The sequence below is a fragment of the Enterococcus sp. AMC1623 genome, from assembly GCF_058216495.1.
Map to the genome: position 1 here is coordinate 2,915,001 of NZ_CM177096.1, position 21,579 is coordinate 2,936,579.

The following is a 21,579-nucleotide window of genomic DNA, read 5'->3' on the forward strand; positions in this document are numbered from 1 at the left end:
CGCTGGGTAGCTATGTAGGGAAGGGATAAACGCTGAAAGCATCTAAGTGTGAAGCCCACCTCAAGATGAGATTTCCCATTTCTTTAAGAAAGTAAGATCCCTGAGAGATGATCAGGTAGATAGGTCAGAAGTGGAAGTGCAGTGATGTACGGAGCGGACTGATACTAATCGATCGAGGACTTAACCAAAAAGAAAAAATTGAATTCGAGGTTTTTATGACCTTTACTTTAAATCCAGTTTTGAATGAACAACGTTCATTCAATTAAATAGTGTGGTGGCGATAGCGAGAAGGATACACCTGTTCCCATGCCGAACACAGAAGTTAAGCTTCTTAGCGCCGATTGTAGTTGGGGGTTGCCCCCTGTGAGAGTAGGACGTCGCCACGCAAATATCATTTGATAAAAATGTAGGATTCATTCCAAAATGGTATGAATCCTACATTTTTTTTATGCTATGAAACAATCCTCAATCATATTAAGAATTGAGGATTGTTTAGAGTTTAGATTATTTCATAGGCTAATTGTTTAATAATTGTCTCATGTTGAGGATAGTCTTTTAGTAGTTCATTTTGTGTAAATAATTCAAAGTCTTGATAATCAAAACCTGGAGCGACCACACAACTGACTAAAGCAAAAGATTTCTCAACACTTGAGCCAAAAATAGTCCCTTTAGGAACAGTATAAGATAATTTTTCACCTAACTGAGGATGCTTACCTAACAAAATGGCTTCATAATGTCCATCTGGAAAAATACAGTGAACGGTTAATGCTGCTCCTTCATGATAGAACCAAGTTTCATCAGATTGTAATCGATGAAAATGTGAAGGACTATCAGTATTTAATAAAAATAAAATAGAGGTGTATAGTGGACGAGTGCCATTAGAAGTTACTATAGTTTGTTCACTGACATCGGTTTGTTTAAAATAACCACCTTCTTCATGGGGAATTAATTGTAATTCTCGAATCCATTGTTCTGCTATCTTCATTTAAGTGGAGTTAAAAACTCCATCACCTTCCTTTCTATATTGCATATAATCATTATACACTGATAAGCAAATAAGTAGACAAATGAATTGAAGCAGAGGAAAATAAAAAGAAAAGTAAGGTGGTTAAACTAATGGCAGAACATTCAAAAGAAGAACTAAAGAAAAAATTATCATCTATTGAATTTGCTGTAACGCAAGAGAATGCGACAGAACGTCCTTTTACAGGTGAATATGATAATTTTTATGAAAAGGGAATTTATGTGGATATAGTAAGTGGAGAACCACTTTTTGTTTCTAGTGATAAATTTGATGCAGGTTGTGGTTGGCCATCATTCTCACGTCCAATTGCTACAGCAGAAATTCAAGAAAAAAAAGATTATGAATTAATTTATCCTCGTGTAGAAGTGCGCAGCAAAGAAGCTGATTCACATCTCGGGCATGTGTTTACAGATGGACCAGAAGAATTAGGTGGCTTGCGCTATTGTATTAATTCTGCCGCATTAAAATTTATTCCATATGACGATATGGTAGAAAAAGGTTACGAAGAATACCAACAATATGTCAGATAAATAAAGAAAACAGATAGCAAATAGGTTATCTGTTTTTTTTATATCCTTTTCATTTTATGATACAATAAAGGGAACATATGTACAGAAAGGAAAAATTATGTACGAGTATATTATTGGTAAAATTGCGGCAATTCATCCCGCATATATTGTGATTGAAACAAATGGTATTGGGTATCAGATTGCTTCGGGAAACCCGTATCGTTATAGTAGTAAAATGAATCAAGAGGTAAAAATCTTTGTCCATCAAGTTATCCGTGAAGATGCACATACCTTGTATGGTTTTAATAGTTTAGAAGCAAAGCAATTATTTTTACGCTTAATTAGTGTATCCGGAATTGGTCCAAAGAGTGGCTTAGCAATTATGGCAAATGATGACCATGACGGTTTAATAGCTGCAATCGAATCTGGAGACATTACTTATTTAACTAAATTTCCTGGTGTAGGTAAAAAAACAGCTCAACAATTAATTCTTGACTTAAAAGGAAAACTTGGAGAACTTGCAGGGGATTTGACGGGGGAGGTACCAATGGAATTGTTTACTACTTCAGAAAATCCTGCGTTAGAAGAAGCAATAGCAGCTTTGCAAGCACTAGGCTATAGTGAAAGAGAAACAAAAAAAGTTCACAAACAATTACTGCAAGAACCAGTTCAATCAACGGATGAATATTTACGAGCTGGGTTAAAATTAATGATGAAAAAATAAGGAGAAACGTATGACTGATCGAATGATTTCGCCAAATACGAATCAAGAAGAAGAATTTCTTGAAAGAACACTACGTCCGCAGTATTTTGCGCAATATATTGGGCAAGATAAAGTAAAACAAGAATTGAATATCTATATCCAAGCGGCCAAACATCGTGAAGAGTCATTGGACCATGTGTTACTTTACGGACCTCCAGGATTAGGAAAAACAACGATGGCCATGGTAATTGCTAATGAAATGGGTGTCAATATTCGTACAACAAGTGGCCCTACCATTGAAAAACCAGGTGACTTAGTAGCTACTTTAAACGAACTAGAGCCTGGGGATGTTTTATTTGTTGATGAAATTCATCGCTTACCACGTGTGGCAGAAGAAATGTTATATTCAGCAATGGAAGATTTTTATGTGGATATTATGGTTGGACAAGGAACAACGGCACATCCTGTTCATTTTCCCTTGCCACCATTTACCCTAATTGGTGCGACAACACGTGCAGGAATGCTTTCAGCGCCATTAAGAGATCGTTTTGGTATCATTTCACACATGCAGTATTATGAAGAAGCTGATTTAAAAGAAATTGTTCAACGATCGGCAGAAATTTTTCAAACTGAAATTGTTGAAACTGGTGCAATTGAAATTGCGCGTCGTTCTAGAGGGACTCCTAGAATTGCCAATCGGTTGTTGAAACGTGTGCGTGATTTCGCTCAAGTTCAAGCGAATGGTATTATTGATCAAAAAATTGCTGATAAAGCCTTATCTTTATTACAAGTAGATAGTGCTGGTTTAGATTTAATTGATCAAAAATTAATTAAAACAATGATTGAGTTATATAATGGTGGGCCTGTTGGATTAAGTACGTTGTCTGTAAATATCGGAGAAGAACGAGAAACTGTAGAAGATATGTACGAACCGTATTTGATTCAAAAAGGGTTTTTAAAACGGACGCCACGTGGAAGAGTAGCGACGCTTTTAGCATATGAACATTTTGGCTACTCTTATCAAGAATAGAAGCGAGGAAGACAATGGCAGAAGGTAAAAAAACTAAAGCTGCGATTGCTGCAGCTTATATTCAGTTATGTGAAGAAAAAGAATGGGCAAAAATTAGTGTACAAGATATTGCTTTACGTACGGGGATTAACCGTCAAACCTTTTATTATCATTTTCCAGATAAAAAAACGCTGTTGCGCTGGGTGTATTTGAATGATTCATTAAGGTATTTAGCGGCGGATGAAGTTTCTTTAGATAATTGGGAAGAACAAGCGTTGAAAATGTTGAAAACAATGCAAGAAAAAAGTGTTTTTTATCATAATACACTAGCTGGTGAGCGCGATATTTTGATGAATGAGTTTTTTCAAGTCGTTCAAGAAGTTTTTAAGCAATTGTTCCAGCAAGTAGATGAAGAACATGTATTGTCTACGCAAGATATTCAGTTTTATAGTCGCTTTTTTTCTTTTGGTTGCAGTGGTATTTTAGAAGCTTGGATTCGTGGGAATTTTCAAGAGACGCCGCTAGACATTGCAACGCAGCTCTTACGTTTGGCGCAGGATATTGAAGTTTATTCATATCGAATTTATCAAAGAAATGAGGAATAATTGGATGACGAAAGTTTTATTTGTATGCTTGGGAAATATTTGTCGTTCACCAATGGCAGAGGGCTTGATGCGTAAATATAGTGAAGAACACCAATTGGAGATAGTTGTTGATTCAGCTGCTACGAGTCGTTGGGAAGTGGGAAATCCAGTTTATAGTGGGACCCAAAAAATTTTACGCAAAGAAAATGTTGATTACTCACAAATGTTTTCACGTCAAATTAAATTGGGAGATTTTGAACTATTTGATTGGATTATTGGAATGGATCATGATAATGTAGACGATTTACGAGCGATGGCACCCAAAGAATATCATCATAAAATTCATTTGTATCAAGAAGTAGTACCAGGAAAAGAAGACCAAGCGATTCCTGATCCATGGTATACAGGAGATTTTGAGCAGACGTATCGTTTGGTCAAGGCAGGTTTGCCTTTATGGGCTGAAAAATTTGCATCGAATAAAAGCTGACAGATACGTCAGTTTTTAATTTTTATTGACTAAAACGGTGATTTTACGAAAACAAAATAAATTTATCACACTTTTTTCACACTTCCTGAGTATAGTATAAGCATACCAACAAACAACCCTAACAAAACACTTTTTCATTTTTACTCCTTACCTGTCAGTTCCCCGCTGACAGGTTCTTTTTTTACTTCAATAAATAAAATTTACAAGATATCTATTTCACAATATATAAAACAAAAAAATTTTTTATACTAAAAATAGACTGATATAAAGAGTTTTTATCGGAAAACTGTCATTTTTTTTACTTGTGCAAAAAAAAGTGATAGTTTCTTAATTCACAATCTAGCTATAATAAGCTTGTAAATTAAAGGAGGAACTTTCAATGACAAAAACAGTAATTATTGGATCGAACCACGCAGGTATTGCTGCTGGAAATGTGTTATTAGATAAGTATGAAGGTCAAGAAGTTGTAATGATCGAGCGTAACAGCAATTTTAGTTACTTAAGTTGTGGAACAGCACTTTGGGTAGGGCGTCAAATCGATGAAGATGAAGTACCTGGCCTATTCTACACAAACCGTGAAGACTTTGAAGCAAAAGGCGCGAAAGTTTATTTAGAAACAGCTGTTGACAGCATTGACTTTGAGAAAAAAGAAGTTCATTGTGTGACATCAGATGGTTCTGAATTTGTTGAATCATATGATAAATTAGTTATTGCAACTGGTTCTAAACCAATTTCTCCAAAAGTACCTGGGCGTGAATTGAAAAACATCACATTCATGAAAAAATATGCTGAAGGCGAGTTTATCGATGGTATCTTGGATTCAGATGAAATCCAAAATGTTGCGGTAATCGGTGCTGGTTACATTGGTGTTGAAATGGCTGAAGCTGTGAAACGTCGCGGCAAAAACGTGTTATTATTTGATGCGATGGATCGTTCTTTACCAAGCTACTATGACCGTGAATTTACAGATGCGATGGATAAAAATCTGGCAGACAATGGTGTTGAATTACACTTAGGTGAATTGGTTCAAGAATACAAAGGAACGGATAAAGTTGAAGCAGTTGTTACAGCAAATGGTGAATATCAAGTTGATTTAGTTGTCAATGCAATTGGTTTCTTGCCAAACAGTGAATTAGGCAAAGATCATTTGCAAGTATACAAAAATGGCGCTTACTTGGTGAATCGTCATCAAAGAACCAACGATCCAGACGTATATGCAGTTGGTGACTGTGCAACAGTTTATTCAAACGCATTACAAGATACAACTTATATTGCTTTAGCAACAAATGCTGTTCGTACAGGAATGGTTGCTGGTGAAAATATCGGTGGCGCTGCAGTTGCATCACCAGGTGTTCAAGGTTCAAATGGAATCTCAATCTTCGGTTACAACATGGTTTCAACTGGCTACTCTGTTGAAGCAGCAGAACGTCATGGCTTAGTCGTGAAATACACTGATTTTGAAGATACACAAAAACCAGGCTTTATGAAGAAAAACGATAAAGTTAAAATCCGTATTGTATACGAGGCAACTACTCGTCGTATTGTTGGCGCACAAATTGCTTCTACAACTTCAGAAATTTCAATGGCAATCCACATGTTCTCATTAGCAATTGAGCGTGGGGTAACAGTTGATGAGCTAGCATTACTAGACTTGTTCTTCTTACCACACTTCAACCAACCATATAACTATATTAACAAAGCCGCATTAGCAGCAGAATAATAGAAGAAACCGGCAGTCACGTAATGACTGTCGGTTTTTTTGTTGAGTGATTGAAAAAAAGTATCTATTAAATGATTGACTTCTGAAAATTCTGACGATATGATTGCTCCATTAAACTGTAATTTATAAGAAATAAGAGAGGTGTGAGAAAATGTCACAATTATCGATTGTATTACTTCAATTAGATGTTATATTTGGGGATCCAGAAGCAAATCGACAAAAAGTTAGTGAATGGTTTGCTAGAGCGAATTTGCAGCCGAATGAATTAGTCTTGCTGCCAGAGCTATGGGATACGGGCTATGATTTGACGAGATTGCCTGAAATTGCGGATCAAGAAGGAAAAACGGCACAACGATTTTTATCAGAATTGGCAAAAAAATATCAAGTATTTATTTCTGGCGGTTCTATTGCACGTCAGACAGGGGAGAAGGTATTTAATACAACCTATATTGTCGCCCCAACAGGAGAAGTTCGGTCCCAATATGACAAGGTCCATCTGTTTCGTTTAATGGAAGAAGAAAAATTTTTAGATGCGGGTAAACAGTTGGCGCAAACAACGATTGCTGATTTTTTAGTAGCACCTTTTATTTGTTACGACTTGCGTTTTCCAGAATGGTTTCGTAAAAGTGCGCACCAAGGGACAGAATTATTGCTTCTTTCTGCGCAGTGGCCAACACCACGGATTGAGCATTGGGAAAAATTAGTTCAAGCACGTGCGATTGAAAATCAATGTTTTGTTGCGGCAGTGAATCGCGTGGGTGCCGATCCTAATAACCAATTTGGCGGACATTCTTTAGTAGTTGATTCTTTAGGAAATATTTTAATAAAATTAGAAGATACTGAAACAATTGGACGAGTGACCATTAATCATCAAGAAGTGGCAAAAACACGGGGACAGATGCCTGTTTTTGAAGACCGTCGAACTGATTTATATTGAGGGGGAAAAGGATGATACAAAAATCAAAGATATTACAAGAGTTACCGCCACAATTTTTTGCTCATTTAGTGCAACAAGTGAATCAAAAAATTGCAGAAGGTCAGGACGTCATTAATTTAGGTCAAGGAAATCCAGATCAGCCAACGCCTTCAGGAATTATTGAGACGCTTCAACAAGCTGTTGAGAATCCATTAAATCATAAATACTCACAATTTAGAGGAAATCAATTTTTTAAACAAGCAGCTGCTGATTTTTATTTGGAACACTATGGTGTAACTCTGGATCCTGAAACGGAAATCGCAGTCATGGGTGGTTCCAAAATTGGGTTAGTGGAGTTACCGCTTGCTTTATTGAATCCAGGAGATCGTCTATTGTTGCCTGATCCAGGTTATCCGGATTATTTGTCAGGGGTTGTTTTAGCGCAAATTGAGAAAGAATTGTTACCTTTATTACCAGAAAATGGCTATCTGCCCGATTATGAAACAGTGGACAAAGAAAAACTGGAACAAGCGAAGTTACTTTTTTTAAATTACCCGAATAATCCTACAGGCGCCCAAGCAACTTCGGAATTTTTTGATCAAACCGTATCCTTTGCAAAAGAACACGAGATTGCGGTCGTTCATGATTTTGCTTATGGGGCTTTAGGTACGAATGAAGAAGCACCTGTGAGTTTTTTACAAAGCTCAGGTGCAAAAGAAGTTGGGGTAGAATTATATACACTGTCTAAAACGTATAATATGGCTGGTTGGCGAATTGCATTTGCTGCAGGGAATGCCGAAATTATTGAAGCGATTAACATCATTCAAGATCATTTATTTGTAGGCTTATTTCCTGCTTTACAAGAAGCAGGGGCCTATGCTCTTAAAAGTAATGAAAAAGTGGACGAACTAGTTGCTTTGTATAATCGTCGTCGTAAAGCTTTTGTCGAAGCGGCAGCTCAAATTGGATGGCAAGCGTATCCTTCTACGGGAGCTTTTTATGCGTGGATGCCCGTACCAAAAGGTTATACGAGTCGTTCATTTGCTGAGTTCTTATTGAATGAAGTTGCTGTGGCTGTAGCGCCTGGAAATGGCTTTGGCGATGGTGGTGAAGGCTATGTACGCGTTGGATTGTTAGTTGAAGAAGAACGATTACAAGAAGCCATTGCACGCATTGCTACGTTGAATTTAACGTTTTAACCCATAGACGGTGGCGTATGCTACCGTCTATTTAATAAGCGATGTGACGGTTTGATAATGTGCAGAGTCAAAATGAAGCGACTGCTTTACAGAAAGAGACGTTAAAGTGGTATGCGTACTATCTATCAATTCATTAATAAAGTCCAGAGGTTCTAACATTACAAGCTGTTGAACGGTGTTTTTTTGCGTATTTGTTAGCTTGGAACGCGCGACTTCATACTTACTCCAATCACCTAAATTGTTTGGAGGATATCCTTGTTCCATATACCAGAAAGAAATTAAACAATGGATTAACATAAAACGACATGTTTGCGCATAGATAGTCTCTTGACGTTTTAAACGTCGATAAAATTCATGGAGGTTCGCATAATATTTAGCTAAAAAGACATCTACTTCCGCTTGTGTGGGATGGTAGGGAGACTTTTGAGAGTCTTCTTTGATGTGTTGTAAGAGTTCATTTGTATCTTTTAAAATATGAATAGTTGCTAACCAAGGACTTGGTGGCAACTCATCTGGATAATAGACAAAAACATCTAATTTAATAAAAGATGGAAAATGGATAACTGCATAAAAAGTAGTTTTTGTTTCAATAAACAAAATAGGTTCTAATTTTTTTAGCAAGGTTGTTAAAAAAGTATTTTTATCGACAGTCGGAGCAAGAACGATTCGAAAATCAATATCTGAATAAGCATCGGCATTGCCAGTTGCTAGTGAACCTCCAAGGAAAGTCCCTTTGATTATCGAAATATTGGTTATAGCTTGTAAGTGATGGAGCAGTTTATTTCTAGATGTTTGTAAGGTTGTTTCCTTCATATTCAATCAACTCCTTTATTCTAGATTGTATCATATAAAAATAGATAAATAATTGTTGACATGGGCTGATATATTTGATATGATATAAAAGTTGAGAAATGAAAGCAGAAGCACCCGCTTCTCGCCTGAGTGAAAAAATCGCTGGGCAGAATAGGATTCCGACTAATTGATTAGCTGGAGTACGTGCGGGTTCTTGTAGAAGAACTCGTTTTTTTATTGCCATATTGGTAATTCTTTCTTTCTCTCAAATAACTTGGAGGTGAATGACCATAGCTAAAGATATGATGGTAAATGACGGCATTCGTGCAAGAGAACTACGCTTGATTGATCAAAATGGTGAACAATTAGGAGTTAAATCTAAAGCAGAAGCATTAAGTATTGCTGAAAGAGCAAATCTAGATGTAGTATTAGTGGCTCCCAATGCGAAACCACCAGTTGCGCGAATTATGGACTACGGTAAATATCGTTTTGAACAACAGAAAAAAGAACGTGAAGCCCGTAAGAAGCAAAAAGTAATCAACATTAAAGAAGTCCGCTTAAGTCCAACGATCGACGTAAATGATTTCAATACTAAATTGCGTAATGCACGAAAATTCTTAGAAAAAGGCGATAAAGTGAAAGCTTCAATCCGTTTCAAAGGACGTGCCATTACCCATAAAGAGATTGGTCAAAGAGTTCTAGATCGTTTAGCAGAAGAAACTACTGATATTGCAACAGTAGAACAAAAAGCGAAAATGGATGGACGAAGCATGTTCTTAGTGCTTGCACCTAAAAACGAAAAATAAAACTGATTAACGAAAGATTTTGAGGAGGAAATTAGTTATGCCAAAACAAAAAACTCACCGCGGATTAGCAAAACGTGTTAAACGTACTGGCGGAGGCGGATTAAAACGCGCTCGTGCTTTTACTAGCCATAGATTCCATGGAAAAACTAAAAAACAACGTCGCCAATTACGTAAAGCGCGTATGGTATCAAGCGGCGATTTCAAACGTATCCGTCAACAATTAGCAAGAATGAAATAAACCAATTACTAGATTTGATATATTAGGAGGAATTAAACATGGCACGTGTTAAAGGTGGAACAGTAGCTCGTAAACGTCGTAAAAAAGTGCTTAAATTAGCAAAAGGATATTACGGTTCAAAACATACTTTATTTAAAACAGCTCAAGAACAAGTAATGAAATCATATAGTTATGCATATCGCGATCGTCGTCAGAAAAAACGCGACTTCCGTAAATTATGGATTGCACGTATCAACGCTGCAGCTCGTATGAATGGCTTAAGCTATTCTAAATTAATGCATGGTTTGAAAGTTGCTGAAATCGACATCAACCGTAAAATGCTAGCTGATTTAGCTGTAAACGATGCTTCTGCATTCACTGCATTAGCAGACCAAGCGAAATCTGCATTGGCTAAATAATTATTTGATAATTAGTCCTACTTTTTGAAGTAGGGCTTTTTTTTGTTTTTCAAGTGTCTGACTTCCTTCTATGATACAATAACGATAATAGGAGGTGGCATATGCAAAAAGTGAACTTTTTTGTTTTTGATGATTTTGAAACGTTGGATTTATTTGGTGTTGTTGAAATTTTTGGTCGTTTAAAAGAATCGTATGATCTCAAATTTGTTTCTTTAGAAGGTGGCGTGATTACAAGTAGTCAACAGACTCCGATTGTTACTGAACCAATTTCTTCTATCGATACTTCGGGTATTTTAGTTGTTCCGGGAGGGATGGGAACAAGGAAGTTAGTGGATCATCATGAATGGATTGAACAATTAACAGAATTGAGTTTACTAGCTCCGTATGTGCTAACAATTTGTACAGGTGCAGCGCTATTAGCGAAGACGGGACTGCTGAATAATCAAAAAGCCACCAGTAATAAACGCGCGTTTGATTGGGTAATGTCAACGAATCAAGCAGTTAAGTGGCAACGTAAGGCACGTTGGGTAGTCGCTGGGAAATATTACACATCTTCTGGTGTATCGGCAGGAATGGATATGGCATTAGGCTTCATTGCGGATCGACATGGCCAGGCGTGTGCCCAAAAAATGGCTTATGATATTGAATACGTCTGGAATGATTGCCCAGAAAAGGATATTTTTGTTGGGAAATGAGGAGGCAAGCCATGAAAAACATTAAAAATTTTATTGCAGAAAAATATAAAAATAACACAGAGTATACTGCTGTGGCAGAAGATATTTATCAAATGGGGAATGAATATGTAACTAGCTTTTCGTTTGAACCGGAAATAGGAGAAGAAAAAATTGGTGGCTTGTTTGCACCTTATTTGCTTGAAGACTTGTTAGATACCTATTCTCTTTACATGTCTGACTTTTATGATGCGTTAAATAAAAACAATGAGCAAAAATGTTTCTTTGAAGTTGCTGGGGATCTTGAAGAAGTAAAACAATCCCGCGAAATTATTGGCAAACACGTTTACCATCAAACAATTGAAGAGGATGGCGAAGAATACATCACCCTGACTATTGAATAAAGGAGTAGATGAAAATGAGTAAAGCGCGCATTGTACCATTTTTAAGTTTTACCGGGCAAGCCGAAGCAGCGATGAAGTTTTATGCTCAAGTATTACCAGAAACATCAATTACAACGCTCGTACGTTATGGAATAGATAATCCTCATATGCCTGCAGAACAAGGAGATAGAATTATGTACGGTGCTATTAATTGTATGGGGCAAGAAATTATGTTTTTAGATATGAGTGATGAATACCCAGCGCCACCGTTTAATTGGGCACATTCTTTGTATATTGATTGTCAAAATGAAGCAGAGTTTGACGAAATTTTCCAAGTGCTTTCTGAGGAAGGATCAATTATGATGGGACCAGAATCGGTTGGAGATATTAGAAAATGTGCGTGGGTAGTTGATAAATTTAGCGTGACATGGCAACCTGTTTGGGCATAATATAAAACAAGCCTGTTTCCTCAGTTTATTTCAAAATAAATTGAAGAAACAGGCTTGTTTTAATTGTGTGCGTGTTTTTGACGCCGATGATACATATAGAAAACCGTTGGAGTAATTCATATCCCAAGGTAACTCTTAAAGCAATAGCGATAGAAATTTTAATTACTTTAACAAAAGCATTTGCAGCATCTAATGAATTCTCTAAGAAAAAATCATATGCAAATTGATAAATGCCTAAACCAGGAACAAGGCAGAACATACCACAAATTAAAAAAATTGTTACGGGCGCTCTTAAGCCAAAGGAAGCTTCACGTGATAGAAAAATTAAGGCAACGGATGCCACGAAAGTTGCAATGACTGTCGAATGAAGGAGTTGATCTGTCAATAAGTAGATGCCCCAACCGATACTGCCGATGATTCCACAATAAAGATAGCAAAAGCAATGGTGACGATGAAACTAGCGAGTAGTTGAATCATCGTTAGCTGTTTTCGAGCCTCATAGGGATCAATTTTTCCTTCTGTAATGTGTCGGGATAAGGTATTAATAGCATCAATTCTTCCAAGCGAAGTCGGTGAAAGTGGTGTGTCACGAACTTTTGCTTGGACATTTTTATTGTAAGGTGTTGCTGTTAGAAAAATCCCGTGAATGGAGACATAACTATCAAAATTCTCTAATTCAAAGGTTTACGCAACGTGAGTGATTGTTGACTCGACACGCTTCACTTCTGCACCAGTTTTTAATAACGTTTCCCCACTATCATCAACAAGCTCAAAACGCTCTTGTTGATTCAACTAGAATCATTTCTCTCATAAGTTCTCAGGTTATTCTAACATCAGTGCCAAAAAGCCAAAAATAAAAAGCAGATGCCTATCATCTACTAATCATTTTCTTTATCTAAATTTTCGTGTAAATCAAACGCTTTGTTGTAAAATTTCAATCCAACCGTCATGATCCAGGCAGCAAACAATCCTAAGATACCACCTAAAACAATACCGATAAACCGATCAGGCAATAAAGGAATCATGTATTGATGTTTAATCAGTGAAGCTAACATTAAAGACATTGGTGTAATAAAAAAATTTGCAACTGCGTAATTGGTACGAACAGTAATTTCTACAATGACGTATAATATCGTAATCATTAGCAAAGTTTGAACAGTTGTTAAAGGTAAGTTTAATAAGAATACCGAAAGACCAAGACCGATAATTGTTCCCAAAATACGTTGAATATTCCGATGTAACATGGCACGTAAATTATCGCCTTGTAAAACTGCTGCTGTTGATACAACCATCCAATAAGGATTAGTTAATTGTAAACCTTGGCTCAAATACACTGCGAAAAATAACATGCCTCCGTAAAAAATACCATCTAAAACAACCGCTGGATCATCTGTTAAACGTTGAGATATGGAAATTTTTGGAACTGGTTCAGCAGGTGTTTTTTCTGTGAAATGTACCAAGCTTGCCATAATCAAAGAAAGGATAATTCCTAGGAGAAAGTATAACGCAGTAGAAGGCAAGGCGGACAAGGGTAGATGAATACTTGTTCCCATTGCAGCTACCATTACTCCGAAGAAAACACCGGGCTTTGTAATGTTATATAAGCGAAAAAAGACACGTCCAGTAAAAGCAATAATGCTGACAACTAAAGGTGCCAACCAACTGACGTGTGTAGATAACAAACCTAATAGAAAACTAACAAAAACGAAGAGACCAATTGCGCTGAGGCGTAATAATAAGTTTTTTAATGGAAGATGGTGGTAATAAAGAAAGACAAAAATCCCGAAGGAACCGAAACTAGCAATTGCCATATTATCTAAAAAATAACCTGTAAATAATACAGTAAACATACATAGTCCTGCACCAATTAATTGGAAGGGGTTAAGTTTAGGCTTATTCCAATGAAATAGTTCTTTTAAGAAGGGTATTCCCATTCAATCACTCCTTTTACATTAAGAATAGCATATCACAAGTGGAGAATAAACCTGCCATGCTTGTGATAGTTTTATTAAAAATAGACAAAGAAAAAAGCCTGAGTAACTTTTCAACAAAAAAGACTCAGACTTGGGTTTTTTCTAATTTTTTAACACGGCCACCGATTTTATCTGCGAATGCTTCAGATTGTTTTCTATCATTGAAAATCAACAGTTTATCTGGAGATTTTTCTCTGGTGCGTTGCCCATCTTTAGAGATATATCCGTGAAAAACTTTAATTGCGTACATCAAACCACTCCTTTCGATTTATCTACTGTTAATTATACGAAGGAGGAGATAAAAATCAAAAAAAACGCGTTCATTTTAATACAATTCCAATAATTGTTAAGAAAATCACTATTTTTCATGAATTTTATTTTGTAATTGAGCATATTCTGCGAATATTTTATGAAATTCTGGGACAGTTTTTTTCAACTGTACTAACCGTTGTGTTTCCTTATTTAAAAAACAATGTTTGCTGGTTCCAGTCGTTAATAAACATTCGTTTGTATCACGAATCTCATAACAAAAATCAAGGCGTGTTCCGGTATACTTTTCGACAAAAACATCGATACGGATTGTGTCGCCGTATCGAATCATTTCCTTGTATTGACAGCTTACTTCTAATACAGGGACGATAATTCCAGATTCTTCAATTTTTTGATACGGTAAGTTTAAAAAATTTAAAATATCTACTCGAGCTTCTTCAAACCAACGAATATAATTGGAATGATGAATAATACTCATTTGGTCAGTTTCGTAGTAGTGTGGTTGACGAATATATCCTGAATATATGGTCAAACAAAACGCCTTCTTTCTATTAGTTTCTATTTATTAGTTTACGGTTAGAAGTAGTAGGATGCAAGAATCTTTTCCTGAATAAAGTTAATTGAGAATCATTCTCATTAGGTGTATACTCAATGAAAAAGGAGAGAGGCCGATGCGCTGGTTAGTGAAACAACGAATGGCAATGTATCGTTATGTGATGATTTTATATGTAGTTGCTTTAAATATATTATTTACACTTCAGGAAATAGATGGATTATGGGAGTAGTCACATTAGCAAATATTTTCGCTATTTTGGCTATATTGGGATTTTCGTTCCATGAAAAAATTCGTAAAATCGAACGAGAAGAAAGACGGCAACAGCGAAAGGAACGACGAGAAAAAAGAAAGCAGGCGTAAGAACAAAATCGTGCAAGTTTTCTGAAAATATTGCTTCTAAAATCTTGACTTTTCACTAGCTTTCCTGTACCTTATAGCTAATATCGGAAAAAAGCCAGTGAAAGAACGAGTATGTAGCAATGGTGACTTTAAAGAGAGAACTACCTAGGCTGAAAGTAGTTTAAGAGATGCGGCAGAAAGACAGTCTGGAGGCGAGTGCGTGCAAAGCCACTCCGCGAGCGAGCGTTATTCGCATAGAGGAAAGCATTAGACTTTCAAATTTAGGTGGTACCGCGAATTCATTCGCCCTTGTGTAAAAACAAGGGCGATTTTTTATTTTTTTGCACGCCGACAGTCTGTTACGGTTAGTTTTCATTAGTTAGGGAGGAAGAGAAATGAGTTATCAACGTCCAAAAGGCACGAATGATATTTTGCCAGGAGAATCCGAAAAATGGCAATTTGTTGAAGAGACAGCACGCTTATTATTTAAAGATTATCAATATAATGAAATTCGTACACCGATGTTTGAACATTATGAAGTAATTGCCCGTAGTGTGGGAGATACAACAGATATTGTTTCAAAAGAAATGTATGATTTTTATGACAAAGGGGATCGTCATGTCACCCTGCGCCCAGAAGGAACGGCACCAATCGTGCGTTCTTACGTAGAAAATAAATTATTTGGTCCAGAACATGCCAAACCTTATAAAGTGTATTATACCGGTCCAATGTTCCGTTATGAACGTCCCCAAAAAGGTCGCTTACGTCAATTCCACCAAATTGGTGTTGAAGCATTTGGTTCTGAAAATCCAGCAACTGATGTTGAAACAATGGTTATGGCGATGGAATTTTTCAAACAACTAGGAATTGAAGAAATTCGTTTAGTAATCAATTCGTTAGGTGACAAAGAAACACGTCAAAATTACCGTCAGGCGTTGATTGATTATCTAGAACCACATGAAGCTGAATTAAGTGAAGATTCTAAACGTCGTCTGCACGAAAATCCTTTACGCGTGTTAGATAGTAAAGATAAACGTGATAAACAATTTGTAGCAGATGCGCCGTCTATTTTAGATTATTTAAGTGAAACTGCTAAAAAACATTTTGAGGAAGTAGTCAAAATGTTGGATGCTTTGGAAATCCCTTATGAAATTGATACCAATATGGTTCGTGGTTTAGATTATTATACACATACCATTTTTGAAATTATGAGTGACGCCAAAGGAATGGGTGCACAGTCAACTATTTGTGCAGGTGGACGTTACAATCAACTTGTTGAAGATCTTGGTGGACCAGAAACACCGGGATTTGGTTTTGCAATGGGAATCGAACGTATCTTACTTGTATTAGAAGCCGAGGGAGTGGTTCTTCCAGCCTTTAACCAAGTCGATGCGTATGTCGTGAACTTAGGCGAAGCAACAAATATTGAAGCATTAAAAGTGGTTCAAGCTATTCGTAACGCAGGTTTTTCTGCCGACCGTGATGTAATGAACAGAAAAGCTAAAGCACAATTCAAAACTGCTGATAAAGAGGCTGCAACGTTGGTCTTCACATTAGGCGAAGATGAATTAGCTGCCGGAATGATTAACGTCAAAGCAATGGCAACACGTGAAGAAAAACGTGTACCGTTAGTTGATATTTATGAATCATTCACAACAATTTATGATGAAATGACTAAAGGGGAGTAAACAAATGGCAAAACGCACAGTGTATTGTGGCCGTGTCTCAAAAGAACAGCTAGGCCAAAAAGTAACATTAAAAGGTTGGGTACAAAAGCGTCGTGACTTAGGTGGCGTTATCTTCATCGATTTACGTGACCGTGAAGGAATTGTCCAAGTCGTATTTAATCCAGAATTATCAAAAGAAGCTTGGGAAACAGCAGATACTTGCCGTAGCGAGTATGTTATTGAAGTTACCGGTGAAGTGATTGCTCGTAATCCAGAAGCAGTAAATCCTAAAATGGTAACAGGAGAATATGAAGTGATGATTGACGAAATCACCATTTTAAGCAAATCAAAAACACCACCATTTCCAATTGAAGAAGACGCAAATGTCGGCGATGAAGTTCGTATGAAATATCGTTATTTAGATTTACGTCGTCCAAATATGACAAAAAATTTAATTACACGTACAAAAATTACGCAATCAATCCGCCGTTTCTTAGATGACAATGATTTCTTAGATATTGAAACACCTTATTTGGCAAAATCAACGCCAGAAGGAGCACGTGACTACTTAGTTCCATCTCGTGTGCATCCAGGGCATTTTTATGCATTGCCACAATCACCACAAATTTTTAAACAATTATTGATGAATGCAGGATTTGACCGTTATTACCAAATCGTTCGTTGTTTCCGTGATGAAGATTTACGTGGTGACCGTCAACCAGAATTTACTCAAATTGATATTGAGACATCTTTTTTAACAGCTGATGAAATTCAAGATTATACTGAACAAATGATTGCGAAAGTGATGAAAGAAGTCAAAGGCGTGGAAGTTACTCTACCATTCCCTCGCATGAGTTGGGATGAAGCGATGAATCGTTACGGTAGTGATAAACCAGATACACGTTTTGAGATGGAATTAATTGATTTATCAGAAACTGTTAAAGAGATTGATTTCAAAGTATTCCAAATGGCATTACAAAACGGTGGCGTTGTTAAAGCATTAAATGCAAAAGGTGCTGCTGCAAAATATTCTCGTAAAGATATGGATAACTTAGGACAATATGCTAGCCAATTTGGTGCAAAAGGTTTAGCTTGGTTGAAAGTTGAAGAAGATGGTTTGAAAGGACCAATCGCTAAATTTTTAGTAGAAGCAACAGATGAAATTATCGCAGCAACAAATGCTGAAGTAGGCGATTTATTGATGTTTGGTGCCGATAGCTTTGAGATTGTTGCGGCAACATTAGGAGCGATTCGTACACGTCTAGGAAAAGAATTGGAATTGATTGATGAGTCAGCGTTCAACTTCTTATGGGTAGTTGATTGGCCACAATTTGAATATGATGCAGAAGCTGGTCGCTATGTGTCTGCCCATCATCCATTTACTTTACCTAAAGCAGGTGACGTTGAGCTATTAGCAACTGAACCAGCGAAAGTTCATGCTGAAGCATACGATATTGTGTTAAATGGCTACGAATTAGGTGGTGGATCACTACGTATTCATACACGTGAAGTTCAAGAACAAATGTTTGAAACATTAGGTTTTTCTCGTCGCGAAATGCAAGAACAATTTGGTTTCTTGCTAGATGCTTTAGATTACGGTTTCCCTCCACATGGCGGAATTGCTTTAGGATTAGATCGCTTAGCAATGTTATTAGCTGGTGAAGAGAATATTCGTGAAGTCATTGCGTTCCCTAAAAACGGAAAAGCCGTGGATCCAATGTCTGCAGCACCAAGTACAGTATCACCACTACAATTATTTGAGTTAAATATTGATGTTACTTCTGTAGAAGAGGAGTAATCTTTTAAAACCTGAAAAAAGTTTAATGAAAGAACTTTTTTCAGGTTTTTTGATTTCTTTTTAGGCTAAAACTGCCTATAATAGGAATGAACGTATCTAAATATAAAAGTGAGGAACTATCATGAGTCGCCTATTTAAGTTTCTACCGCATCCAGATTATGCGATGAAATTTTCTTTTTCTGTTGTGTATGCTATTTTAGCTTCTGTGGCAGTCAATATTTTTTATGAACCAGGAAAAATTTATTCTAGTGGACTGACAGGTATTGCTCAAATAGTCTCCACTTTGTCTGAAACATGGTTTGATATTCATTTACCTGTTTCGTTGACCTTATTATTATTGAATGTACCTTTATTTTTAATAGGCTGGTTTAAAATAGGACATAAATTTACTATTTTTACTGGTATTACCGTCGTATTAACCTCGATTTTTATGCAAATTATGCCAACTGAGGTATTAACAACTGATCCTATTATTTGTGCGATTTTTGGTGGCGCAGTTATGGGGGCTGGAATTGGATATGCGTTAAAAAATGGTTTGTCTTCAGGTGGCTTGGATTTTATAAGTATTGCAATTCGTAAAAAAACTGGTAAGACGATTGGTTCGATTTCAATTATTTTTAATTTCTTTATTTTACTGGCAGCAGGGATGTTATTTGGTTGGCAATATGCGCTGTATAGCGCACTGGCAATTTTTGTAAGTGGGAAGGTAACCGATGCAGTCTATACGAAACAAAAGAAAATGCAAGTGACGATTATTACGCGCCATCCAGATCAAGTCATTCATTCGATTCAAAATAGTTTGCGCCGCGGAATTACGATTATTCACGAAGCAGAAGGGGCTTTTCGTCATGATAAACAAACGGTTTTATTAACGGTTGTGACTCGTTTTGAATTACCTATTTTACGCCAAGCAATGCGTGAAGCCGATAAAAAAGCGTTTGTAAGTATTGCGGACAATGTACAAATTCTAGGTCGCTTTTATGAAGAAGAACTATAGAAGGGGATAACAGTATTTGATGTACGATCAGATGCTGTTTTTGTATTAAATGATTGTGTAAATTTTGGATGGTTAGTATTTTGGGACAAGAGAAATAAAATGAAAAAAATTTCTTTTTTTTATGTTTTCTCTGGTGATTTTTTGTCATTTCTATGGCATGATGAAAGGTAGAGAAATGAATAGAGAAGGTAAACGCATGGAGAAAAAACGAATCAAAAAGAGTCGCTATATCACCGGGTTTGACGGTATTCGCAGTTTAGCTGTAATCGGTGTTATATTTTATCATCTAATCCCTACAAGTATGCAGGGGGGATATTTAGGTGTACCCGTATTTTTTGTTATTTCAGGTTATTTGATTACTGACTTGTTGCGTCAAGAATGGCAACAAAATGGTAAAATCCAAATTAAAGATTTTTATATTCGGCGAATCAAACGATTGTATCCGGCGATGCTCGTCCTTTTAATTCTTTCCTCCGCATACATTACATTGTTTCAGAGGAACTTATTAAACAATTTAAGAGGCATTGTGACAAGTAGTTTACTCTATGTGAATAACTGGTGGCAAATCAATCATGGTATGTCTTATTTTGATCGATTTGGTGGCGAATCGCCCTTTACACATTTATGGTCATTGGCATTAGAAGGTCAACACTATTTGATTTTTCCAGTCATTTTTGTTTTATTAGTAAAATTTGTGAAACGTAAAAACAAAATATTTGCGATTCTTTCGATTGGAGGATTACTGTCTGCGATATTGATGGGAATATTATATACACCTGATGTGGACCCAACGCGCGTATATTATGGTACAGATACTCGTATTTTTTCTGTTTGGATTGGAAGTGCGCTGGCATTTATTTGGCCAAGCATGCAACTAAAAAGTAAAATCCCTTCGCAAGCTAAACGGGTATTAAATGCTTCGGGTATTTTGGCCTTAGTCCTGTTGATACTTTCGTTTATTTATTTAGGAGCGCAACAGCCTTTTGTTTATTATGGCGGAATGTATTTAATTAGTCTGGTCGCTGCAGTTTTAGTAGCGGTTACGGCACATCCAGGAGCAAGTTTAAATCGTTTGTTAACCAATCGTTTTTTTACGTATCTAGGCAAACGAAGCTACGGTATCTATTTATATCAATTTCCAGTGATGATTTTTTATGAAGCAAAAGTAAAAAATATTGCCAATAATAGTTGGATGCATGTGTTGATTGAGTTATTCTTGATTTTGTTTATGAGTGAATTGTCGTATCAATTAGTTGAAAAACCGATGCGATACTTTAATTTCCGTAAACTGCGCATTAAAGTCAAAGAATGGTTAGCACTACCATTAAAAAATTCTCGGAAAATTACCGGAATTGTTTGTGCGTTAGTCACCGTTACTGCACTTGTTGGAATTACAACGGCACCAAGTAATCAAGTAGATGCTGCTCAAGAAAAATTCCAAAAAGATATTGCTAAAAATAAAGAGGCTGCTGAAAAAACAAAAGATCAACAAAATAAAGTAGAATTAGGCGAAAATGCTGAAGAAATTATGGCAACGTATGATTTAACCAAAGCACAGCTAGAAGAAGCCTATAGTACAGAAGTCACCGCTTTTGGTGATTCGGTTATGTTAGGTGCCACGATTGATTTACAACAAGTCTTTCCTCAAGCAATTGTTGATGCAGATGTTGGTCGTCAATTATACCAAGCAGCTGAGTTATTAAAAAGCTTGCGTGAACAAGGTTTATTAAAAGATAAAGTTGTCTTAGCGTTAGGAACAAATGGAACAGCAACAGAAGCCCAATTTGATGGTATCATGGCAACCATTGGTGAGCGTCAAGTGTACCTTGTAAATGTCCACGTACCTACCCAACGCTGGCAAAATGAAGTCAACGATTTATTTAATCGAATGGCGGAAAAATACGATAATATTACGCTGATTGATTGGTATGGTGAAAGTGTCAATCATGAAGAATGGTTTAGAGAAGATTCTGTTCATCCAGATGAAAATGGCTTAACAGCGTATGTCTCTTTAATCGCAAAAGCAATCTTAAATTAAAAAAAAACTCCCTTAGACGAAAAAGTTTAAGGGAGTTTTTTCGTATATTAAGA

The 21,579-nt window shown here is 36.5% G+C and carries 26 protein-coding genes, 2 rRNA genes and 2 other annotated features (1 of these 30 cut by a window edge); of the genes, 21 read left to right on the forward strand and 7 right to left on the reverse strand.

Annotated elements, in window-relative coordinates; all coding sequences use genetic code 11:
• Both AC4BC7_RS14155 and rrf read left to right on the forward strand, forming a co-directional pair.
• Positions 1–188 (forward strand): 23S ribosomal RNA (locus tag AC4BC7_RS14155) (it extends 2,727 nt beyond the left edge of the window).
• Positions 189–270: 82 nt separating this feature from the next.
• Positions 271–386 (forward strand): 5S ribosomal RNA (gene rrf, locus AC4BC7_RS14160).
• Positions 387–499: 113 nt separating this feature from the next.
• On the opposite strand, the gene AC4BC7_RS14165 is transcribed toward rrf, so the two are convergent.
• Positions 500–985, reverse strand: coding sequence for a cupin domain-containing protein (locus tag AC4BC7_RS14165; RefSeq protein ID WP_490503144.1), 486 nt, complete (start codon positions 983–985; stop codon positions 500–502).
• A gap of 131 nt (positions 986–1,116) precedes the next feature.
• Here AC4BC7_RS14165 and msrB point away from each other — a divergent pair, with 131 nt between their 5' ends.
• The 8 genes from msrB (at position 1,117) to AC4BC7_RS14205 (ending at position 8,151) form a co-directional block, all read left to right on the forward strand.
• Complete coding sequence (gene msrB / locus AC4BC7_RS14170; RefSeq protein ID WP_207942549.1) at positions 1,117–1,554, forward strand: peptide-methionine (R)-S-oxide reductase MsrB; 438 nt, start codon at positions 1,117–1,119, stop codon at positions 1,552–1,554.
• A 97-nt stretch (positions 1,555–1,651) separates the two neighbouring features.
• Positions 1,652–2,257: a Holliday junction branch migration protein RuvA gene (ruvA, locus tag AC4BC7_RS14175; protein WP_207942548.1), complete on the forward strand. Its 606-nt coding sequence runs from the start codon at positions 1,652–1,654 to the stop codon at positions 2,255–2,257.
• Positions 2,258–2,267: 10 nt separating this feature from the next.
• On the forward strand, positions 2,268–3,266 hold the full coding sequence (gene ruvB / locus AC4BC7_RS14180; RefSeq protein ID WP_207942547.1) for a Holliday junction branch migration DNA helicase RuvB: 999 nt from the start codon (positions 2,268–2,270) through the stop codon (positions 3,264–3,266).
• 14 nt (positions 3,267–3,280) lie between these two features.
• On the forward strand, positions 3,281–3,850 hold the full coding sequence (locus tag AC4BC7_RS14185; RefSeq protein ID WP_490503145.1) for a TetR/AcrR family transcriptional regulator: 570 nt from the start codon (positions 3,281–3,283) through the stop codon (positions 3,848–3,850).
• Between the two features lie 4 nt (positions 3,851–3,854).
• Positions 3,855–4,316: a low molecular weight protein-tyrosine-phosphatase gene (locus AC4BC7_RS14190; RefSeq protein WP_490503146.1), complete on the forward strand. Its 462-nt coding sequence runs from the start codon at positions 3,855–3,857 to the stop codon at positions 4,314–4,316.
• 379 nt (positions 4,317–4,695) lie between these two features.
• Complete coding sequence (gene nox / locus AC4BC7_RS14195; RefSeq protein WP_207942544.1) at positions 4,696–6,036, forward strand: H2O-forming NADH oxidase; 1,341 nt, start codon at positions 4,696–4,698, stop codon at positions 6,034–6,036.
• A 151-nt stretch (positions 6,037–6,187) separates the two neighbouring features.
• Positions 6,188–6,973 (forward strand): carbon-nitrogen family hydrolase, encoded by a 786-nt coding sequence (locus AC4BC7_RS14200; RefSeq protein ID WP_490503147.1) that lies wholly within the window; start codon positions 6,188–6,190, stop codon positions 6,971–6,973.
• 11 nt (positions 6,974–6,984) lie between these two features.
• A complete protein-coding gene (locus tag AC4BC7_RS14205; RefSeq protein WP_207942542.1) occupies positions 6,985–8,151 on the forward strand; it encodes a pyridoxal phosphate-dependent aminotransferase in 1,167 nt (388 codons plus the stop codon).
• A 27-nt stretch (positions 8,152–8,178) separates the two neighbouring features.
• Here AC4BC7_RS14205 and AC4BC7_RS14210 read toward each other — a convergent pair whose 3' ends face one another.
• Positions 8,179–8,964, reverse strand: a complete 786-nt coding sequence (locus tag AC4BC7_RS14210) for a nucleotidyltransferase domain-containing protein (RefSeq protein WP_490503148.1) — start codon at positions 8,962–8,964, stop codon at positions 8,179–8,181.
• Positions 8,965–9,060: 96 nt separating this feature from the next.
• Positions 9,061–9,187 (forward strand) — a sequence feature (ribosomal protein L20 leader region).
• A 40-nt stretch (positions 9,188–9,227) separates the two neighbouring features.
• Here AC4BC7_RS14210 and infC point away from each other — a divergent pair.
• The 6 genes from infC (at position 9,228) to AC4BC7_RS14240 (ending at position 11,888) form a co-directional block, all read left to right on the forward strand.
• On the forward strand, positions 9,228–9,749 hold the full coding sequence (gene infC / locus AC4BC7_RS14215; protein WP_016176001.1) for a translation initiation factor IF-3: 522 nt from the start codon (positions 9,228–9,230) through the stop codon (positions 9,747–9,749).
• Between the two features lie 37 nt (positions 9,750–9,786).
• Entirely contained in the window at positions 9,787–9,987 is a 201-nt protein-coding gene (gene rpmI / locus AC4BC7_RS14220; RefSeq protein ID WP_016176000.1) for a 50S ribosomal protein L35, read from the forward strand.
• Positions 9,988–10,025: 38 nt separating this feature from the next.
• Positions 10,026–10,385, forward strand: coding sequence for a 50S ribosomal protein L20 (gene rplT, locus AC4BC7_RS14225; RefSeq protein ID WP_016175999.1), 360 nt, complete (start codon positions 10,026–10,028; stop codon positions 10,383–10,385).
• 101 nt (positions 10,386–10,486) lie between these two features.
• Positions 10,487–11,080, forward strand: coding sequence for a DJ-1/PfpI family protein (locus AC4BC7_RS14230; protein WP_490503149.1), 594 nt, complete (start codon positions 10,487–10,489; stop codon positions 11,078–11,080).
• Positions 11,081–11,091: 11 nt separating this feature from the next.
• Entirely contained in the window at positions 11,092–11,460 is a 369-nt protein-coding gene (locus tag AC4BC7_RS14235) for a hypothetical protein (protein ID WP_490503150.1), read from the forward strand.
• 14 nt (positions 11,461–11,474) lie between these two features.
• A complete protein-coding gene (locus AC4BC7_RS14240; RefSeq protein ID WP_490503151.1) occupies positions 11,475–11,888 on the forward strand; it encodes a VOC family protein in 414 nt (137 codons plus the stop codon).
• A 25-nt stretch (positions 11,889–11,913) separates the two neighbouring features.
• On the opposite strand, the gene AC4BC7_RS14245 is transcribed toward AC4BC7_RS14240, so the two are convergent.
• From AC4BC7_RS14245 to AC4BC7_RS14265, 5 genes are all read right to left on the reverse strand, one after another.
• Complete coding sequence (locus AC4BC7_RS14245) at positions 11,914–12,273, reverse strand: threonine/serine exporter family protein (RefSeq protein WP_490503152.1); 360 nt, start codon at positions 12,271–12,273, stop codon at positions 11,914–11,916.
• Positions 12,270–12,536 carry a threonine/serine exporter family protein gene (locus tag AC4BC7_RS14250; protein ID WP_490504439.1) on the reverse strand — a complete coding sequence of 89 codons (267 nt, stop codon included), beginning with the start codon at positions 12,534–12,536 and terminating at the stop codon, positions 12,270–12,272. Before AC4BC7_RS14250 ends, AC4BC7_RS14245 begins: the two co-directional genes overlap by 4 nt.
• Before the next feature lie 230 nt (positions 12,537–12,766).
• The gene (locus tag AC4BC7_RS14255) at positions 12,767–13,822 is read right to left on the reverse strand and encodes an FUSC family protein (protein ID WP_490503153.1); all 1,056 of its coding nucleotides are present in this window, start codon (positions 13,820–13,822) and stop codon (positions 12,767–12,769) included.
• A gap of 124 nt (positions 13,823–13,946) precedes the next feature.
• Positions 13,947–14,111 carry a hypothetical protein gene (locus tag AC4BC7_RS14260; protein ID WP_207942535.1) on the reverse strand — a complete coding sequence of 55 codons (165 nt, stop codon included), beginning with the start codon at positions 14,109–14,111 and terminating at the stop codon, positions 13,947–13,949.
• A gap of 108 nt (positions 14,112–14,219) precedes the next feature.
• Positions 14,220–14,663, reverse strand: a complete 444-nt coding sequence (locus AC4BC7_RS14265) for an acyl-CoA thioesterase (RefSeq protein ID WP_207942534.1) — start codon at positions 14,661–14,663, stop codon at positions 14,220–14,222.
• Between the two features lie 243 nt (positions 14,664–14,906).
• Between AC4BC7_RS14265 and AC4BC7_RS14270 the strand changes: the two genes are divergently transcribed.
• From AC4BC7_RS14270 to AC4BC7_RS14290, 5 genes are all read left to right on the forward strand, one after another.
• Positions 14,907–15,047, forward strand: coding sequence for a hypothetical protein (locus tag AC4BC7_RS14270; protein ID WP_490503154.1), 141 nt, complete (start codon positions 14,907–14,909; stop codon positions 15,045–15,047).
• Between the two features lie 88 nt (positions 15,048–15,135).
• Positions 15,136–15,340: a binding site (T-box leader), on the forward strand.
• Positions 15,341–15,421: 81 nt separating this feature from the next.
• Complete coding sequence (gene hisS / locus AC4BC7_RS14275) at positions 15,422–16,714, forward strand: histidine--tRNA ligase (RefSeq protein WP_490503155.1); 1,293 nt, start codon at positions 15,422–15,424, stop codon at positions 16,712–16,714.
• A 4-nt stretch (positions 16,715–16,718) separates the two neighbouring features.
• Positions 16,719–18,491 (forward strand): aspartate--tRNA ligase, encoded by a 1,773-nt coding sequence (gene aspS, locus AC4BC7_RS14280; RefSeq protein WP_207942531.1) that lies wholly within the window; start codon positions 16,719–16,721, stop codon positions 18,489–18,491.
• A gap of 121 nt (positions 18,492–18,612) precedes the next feature.
• Positions 18,613–19,488 (forward strand): YitT family protein, encoded by an 876-nt coding sequence (locus AC4BC7_RS14285; RefSeq protein ID WP_207942530.1) that lies wholly within the window; start codon positions 18,613–18,615, stop codon positions 19,486–19,488.
• Positions 19,489–19,684: 196 nt separating this feature from the next.
• Entirely contained in the window at positions 19,685–21,526 is a 1,842-nt protein-coding gene (locus tag AC4BC7_RS14290; protein ID WP_490503156.1) for an acyltransferase family protein, read from the forward strand.
• The last annotated feature ends 53 nt before the right edge of the window (positions 21,527–21,579 follow it).

Bases quoted from the DNA above. Each gene is read 5' to 3' on its own strand.
- AC4BC7_RS14190 (WP_490503146.1), top strand. From the start codon at position 3,855: ATGACGAAAGTTTTATTTGTATGCTTGGGAAATATTTGTCGTTCACCA.
- aspS (WP_207942531.1), top strand. From the start codon at position 16,719: ATGGCAAAACGCACAGTGTATTGTGGCCGTGTCTCAAAAGAACAGCTA.
- AC4BC7_RS14185 (WP_490503145.1), top strand. From the start codon at position 3,281: ATGGCAGAAGGTAAAAAAACTAAAGCTGCGATTGCTGCAGCTTATATT.
- AC4BC7_RS14235 (WP_490503150.1), top strand. From the start codon at position 11,092: ATGAAAAACATTAAAAATTTTATTGCAGAAAAATATAAAAATAACACA.
- AC4BC7_RS14205 (WP_207942542.1), top strand. From the start codon at position 6,985: ATGATACAAAAATCAAAGATATTACAAGAGTTACCGCCACAATTTTTT.
- ruvB (WP_207942547.1), top strand. From the start codon at position 2,268: ATGACTGATCGAATGATTTCGCCAAATACGAATCAAGAAGAAGAATTT.
- msrB (WP_207942549.1), top strand. From the start codon at position 1,117: ATGGCAGAACATTCAAAAGAAGAACTAAAGAAAAAATTATCATCTATT.
- nox (WP_207942544.1), top strand. From the start codon at position 4,696: ATGACAAAAACAGTAATTATTGGATCGAACCACGCAGGTATTGCTGCT.
- AC4BC7_RS14285 (WP_207942530.1), top strand. From the start codon at position 18,613: ATGAGTCGCCTATTTAAGTTTCTACCGCATCCAGATTATGCGATGAAA.
- ruvA (WP_207942548.1), top strand. From the start codon at position 1,652: ATGTACGAGTATATTATTGGTAAAATTGCGGCAATTCATCCCGCATAT.
- AC4BC7_RS14240 (WP_490503151.1), top strand. From the start codon at position 11,475: ATGAGTAAAGCGCGCATTGTACCATTTTTAAGTTTTACCGGGCAAGCC.
- AC4BC7_RS14270 (WP_490503154.1), top strand. From the start codon at position 14,907: ATGGGAGTAGTCACATTAGCAAATATTTTCGCTATTTTGGCTATATTG.
- rpmI (WP_016176000.1), top strand. From the start codon at position 9,787: ATGCCAAAACAAAAAACTCACCGCGGATTAGCAAAACGTGTTAAACGT.
- AC4BC7_RS14260 (WP_207942535.1), bottom strand. From the start codon at position 14,111: ATGTACGCAATTAAAGTTTTTCACGGATATATCTCTAAAGATGGGCAA.
- hisS (WP_490503155.1), top strand. From the start codon at position 15,422: ATGAGTTATCAACGTCCAAAAGGCACGAATGATATTTTGCCAGGAGAA.
- AC4BC7_RS14290 (WP_490503156.1), top strand. From the start codon at position 19,685: ATGGAGAAAAAACGAATCAAAAAGAGTCGCTATATCACCGGGTTTGAC.
- AC4BC7_RS14210 (WP_490503148.1), bottom strand. From the start codon at position 8,964: ATGAAGGAAACAACCTTACAAACATCTAGAAATAAACTGCTCCATCAC.
- AC4BC7_RS14230 (WP_490503149.1), top strand. From the start codon at position 10,487: ATGCAAAAAGTGAACTTTTTTGTTTTTGATGATTTTGAAACGTTGGAT.
- rplT (WP_016175999.1), top strand. From the start codon at position 10,026: ATGGCACGTGTTAAAGGTGGAACAGTAGCTCGTAAACGTCGTAAAAAA.
- AC4BC7_RS14200 (WP_490503147.1), top strand. From the start codon at position 6,188: ATGTCACAATTATCGATTGTATTACTTCAATTAGATGTTATATTTGGG.
- AC4BC7_RS14255 (WP_490503153.1), bottom strand. From the start codon at position 13,822: ATGGGAATACCCTTCTTAAAAGAACTATTTCATTGGAATAAGCCTAAA.
- infC (WP_016176001.1), top strand. From the start codon at position 9,228: ATGACCATAGCTAAAGATATGATGGTAAATGACGGCATTCGTGCAAGA.
- AC4BC7_RS14165 (WP_490503144.1), bottom strand. From the start codon at position 985: ATGAAGATAGCAGAACAATGGATTCGAGAATTACAATTAATTCCCCAT.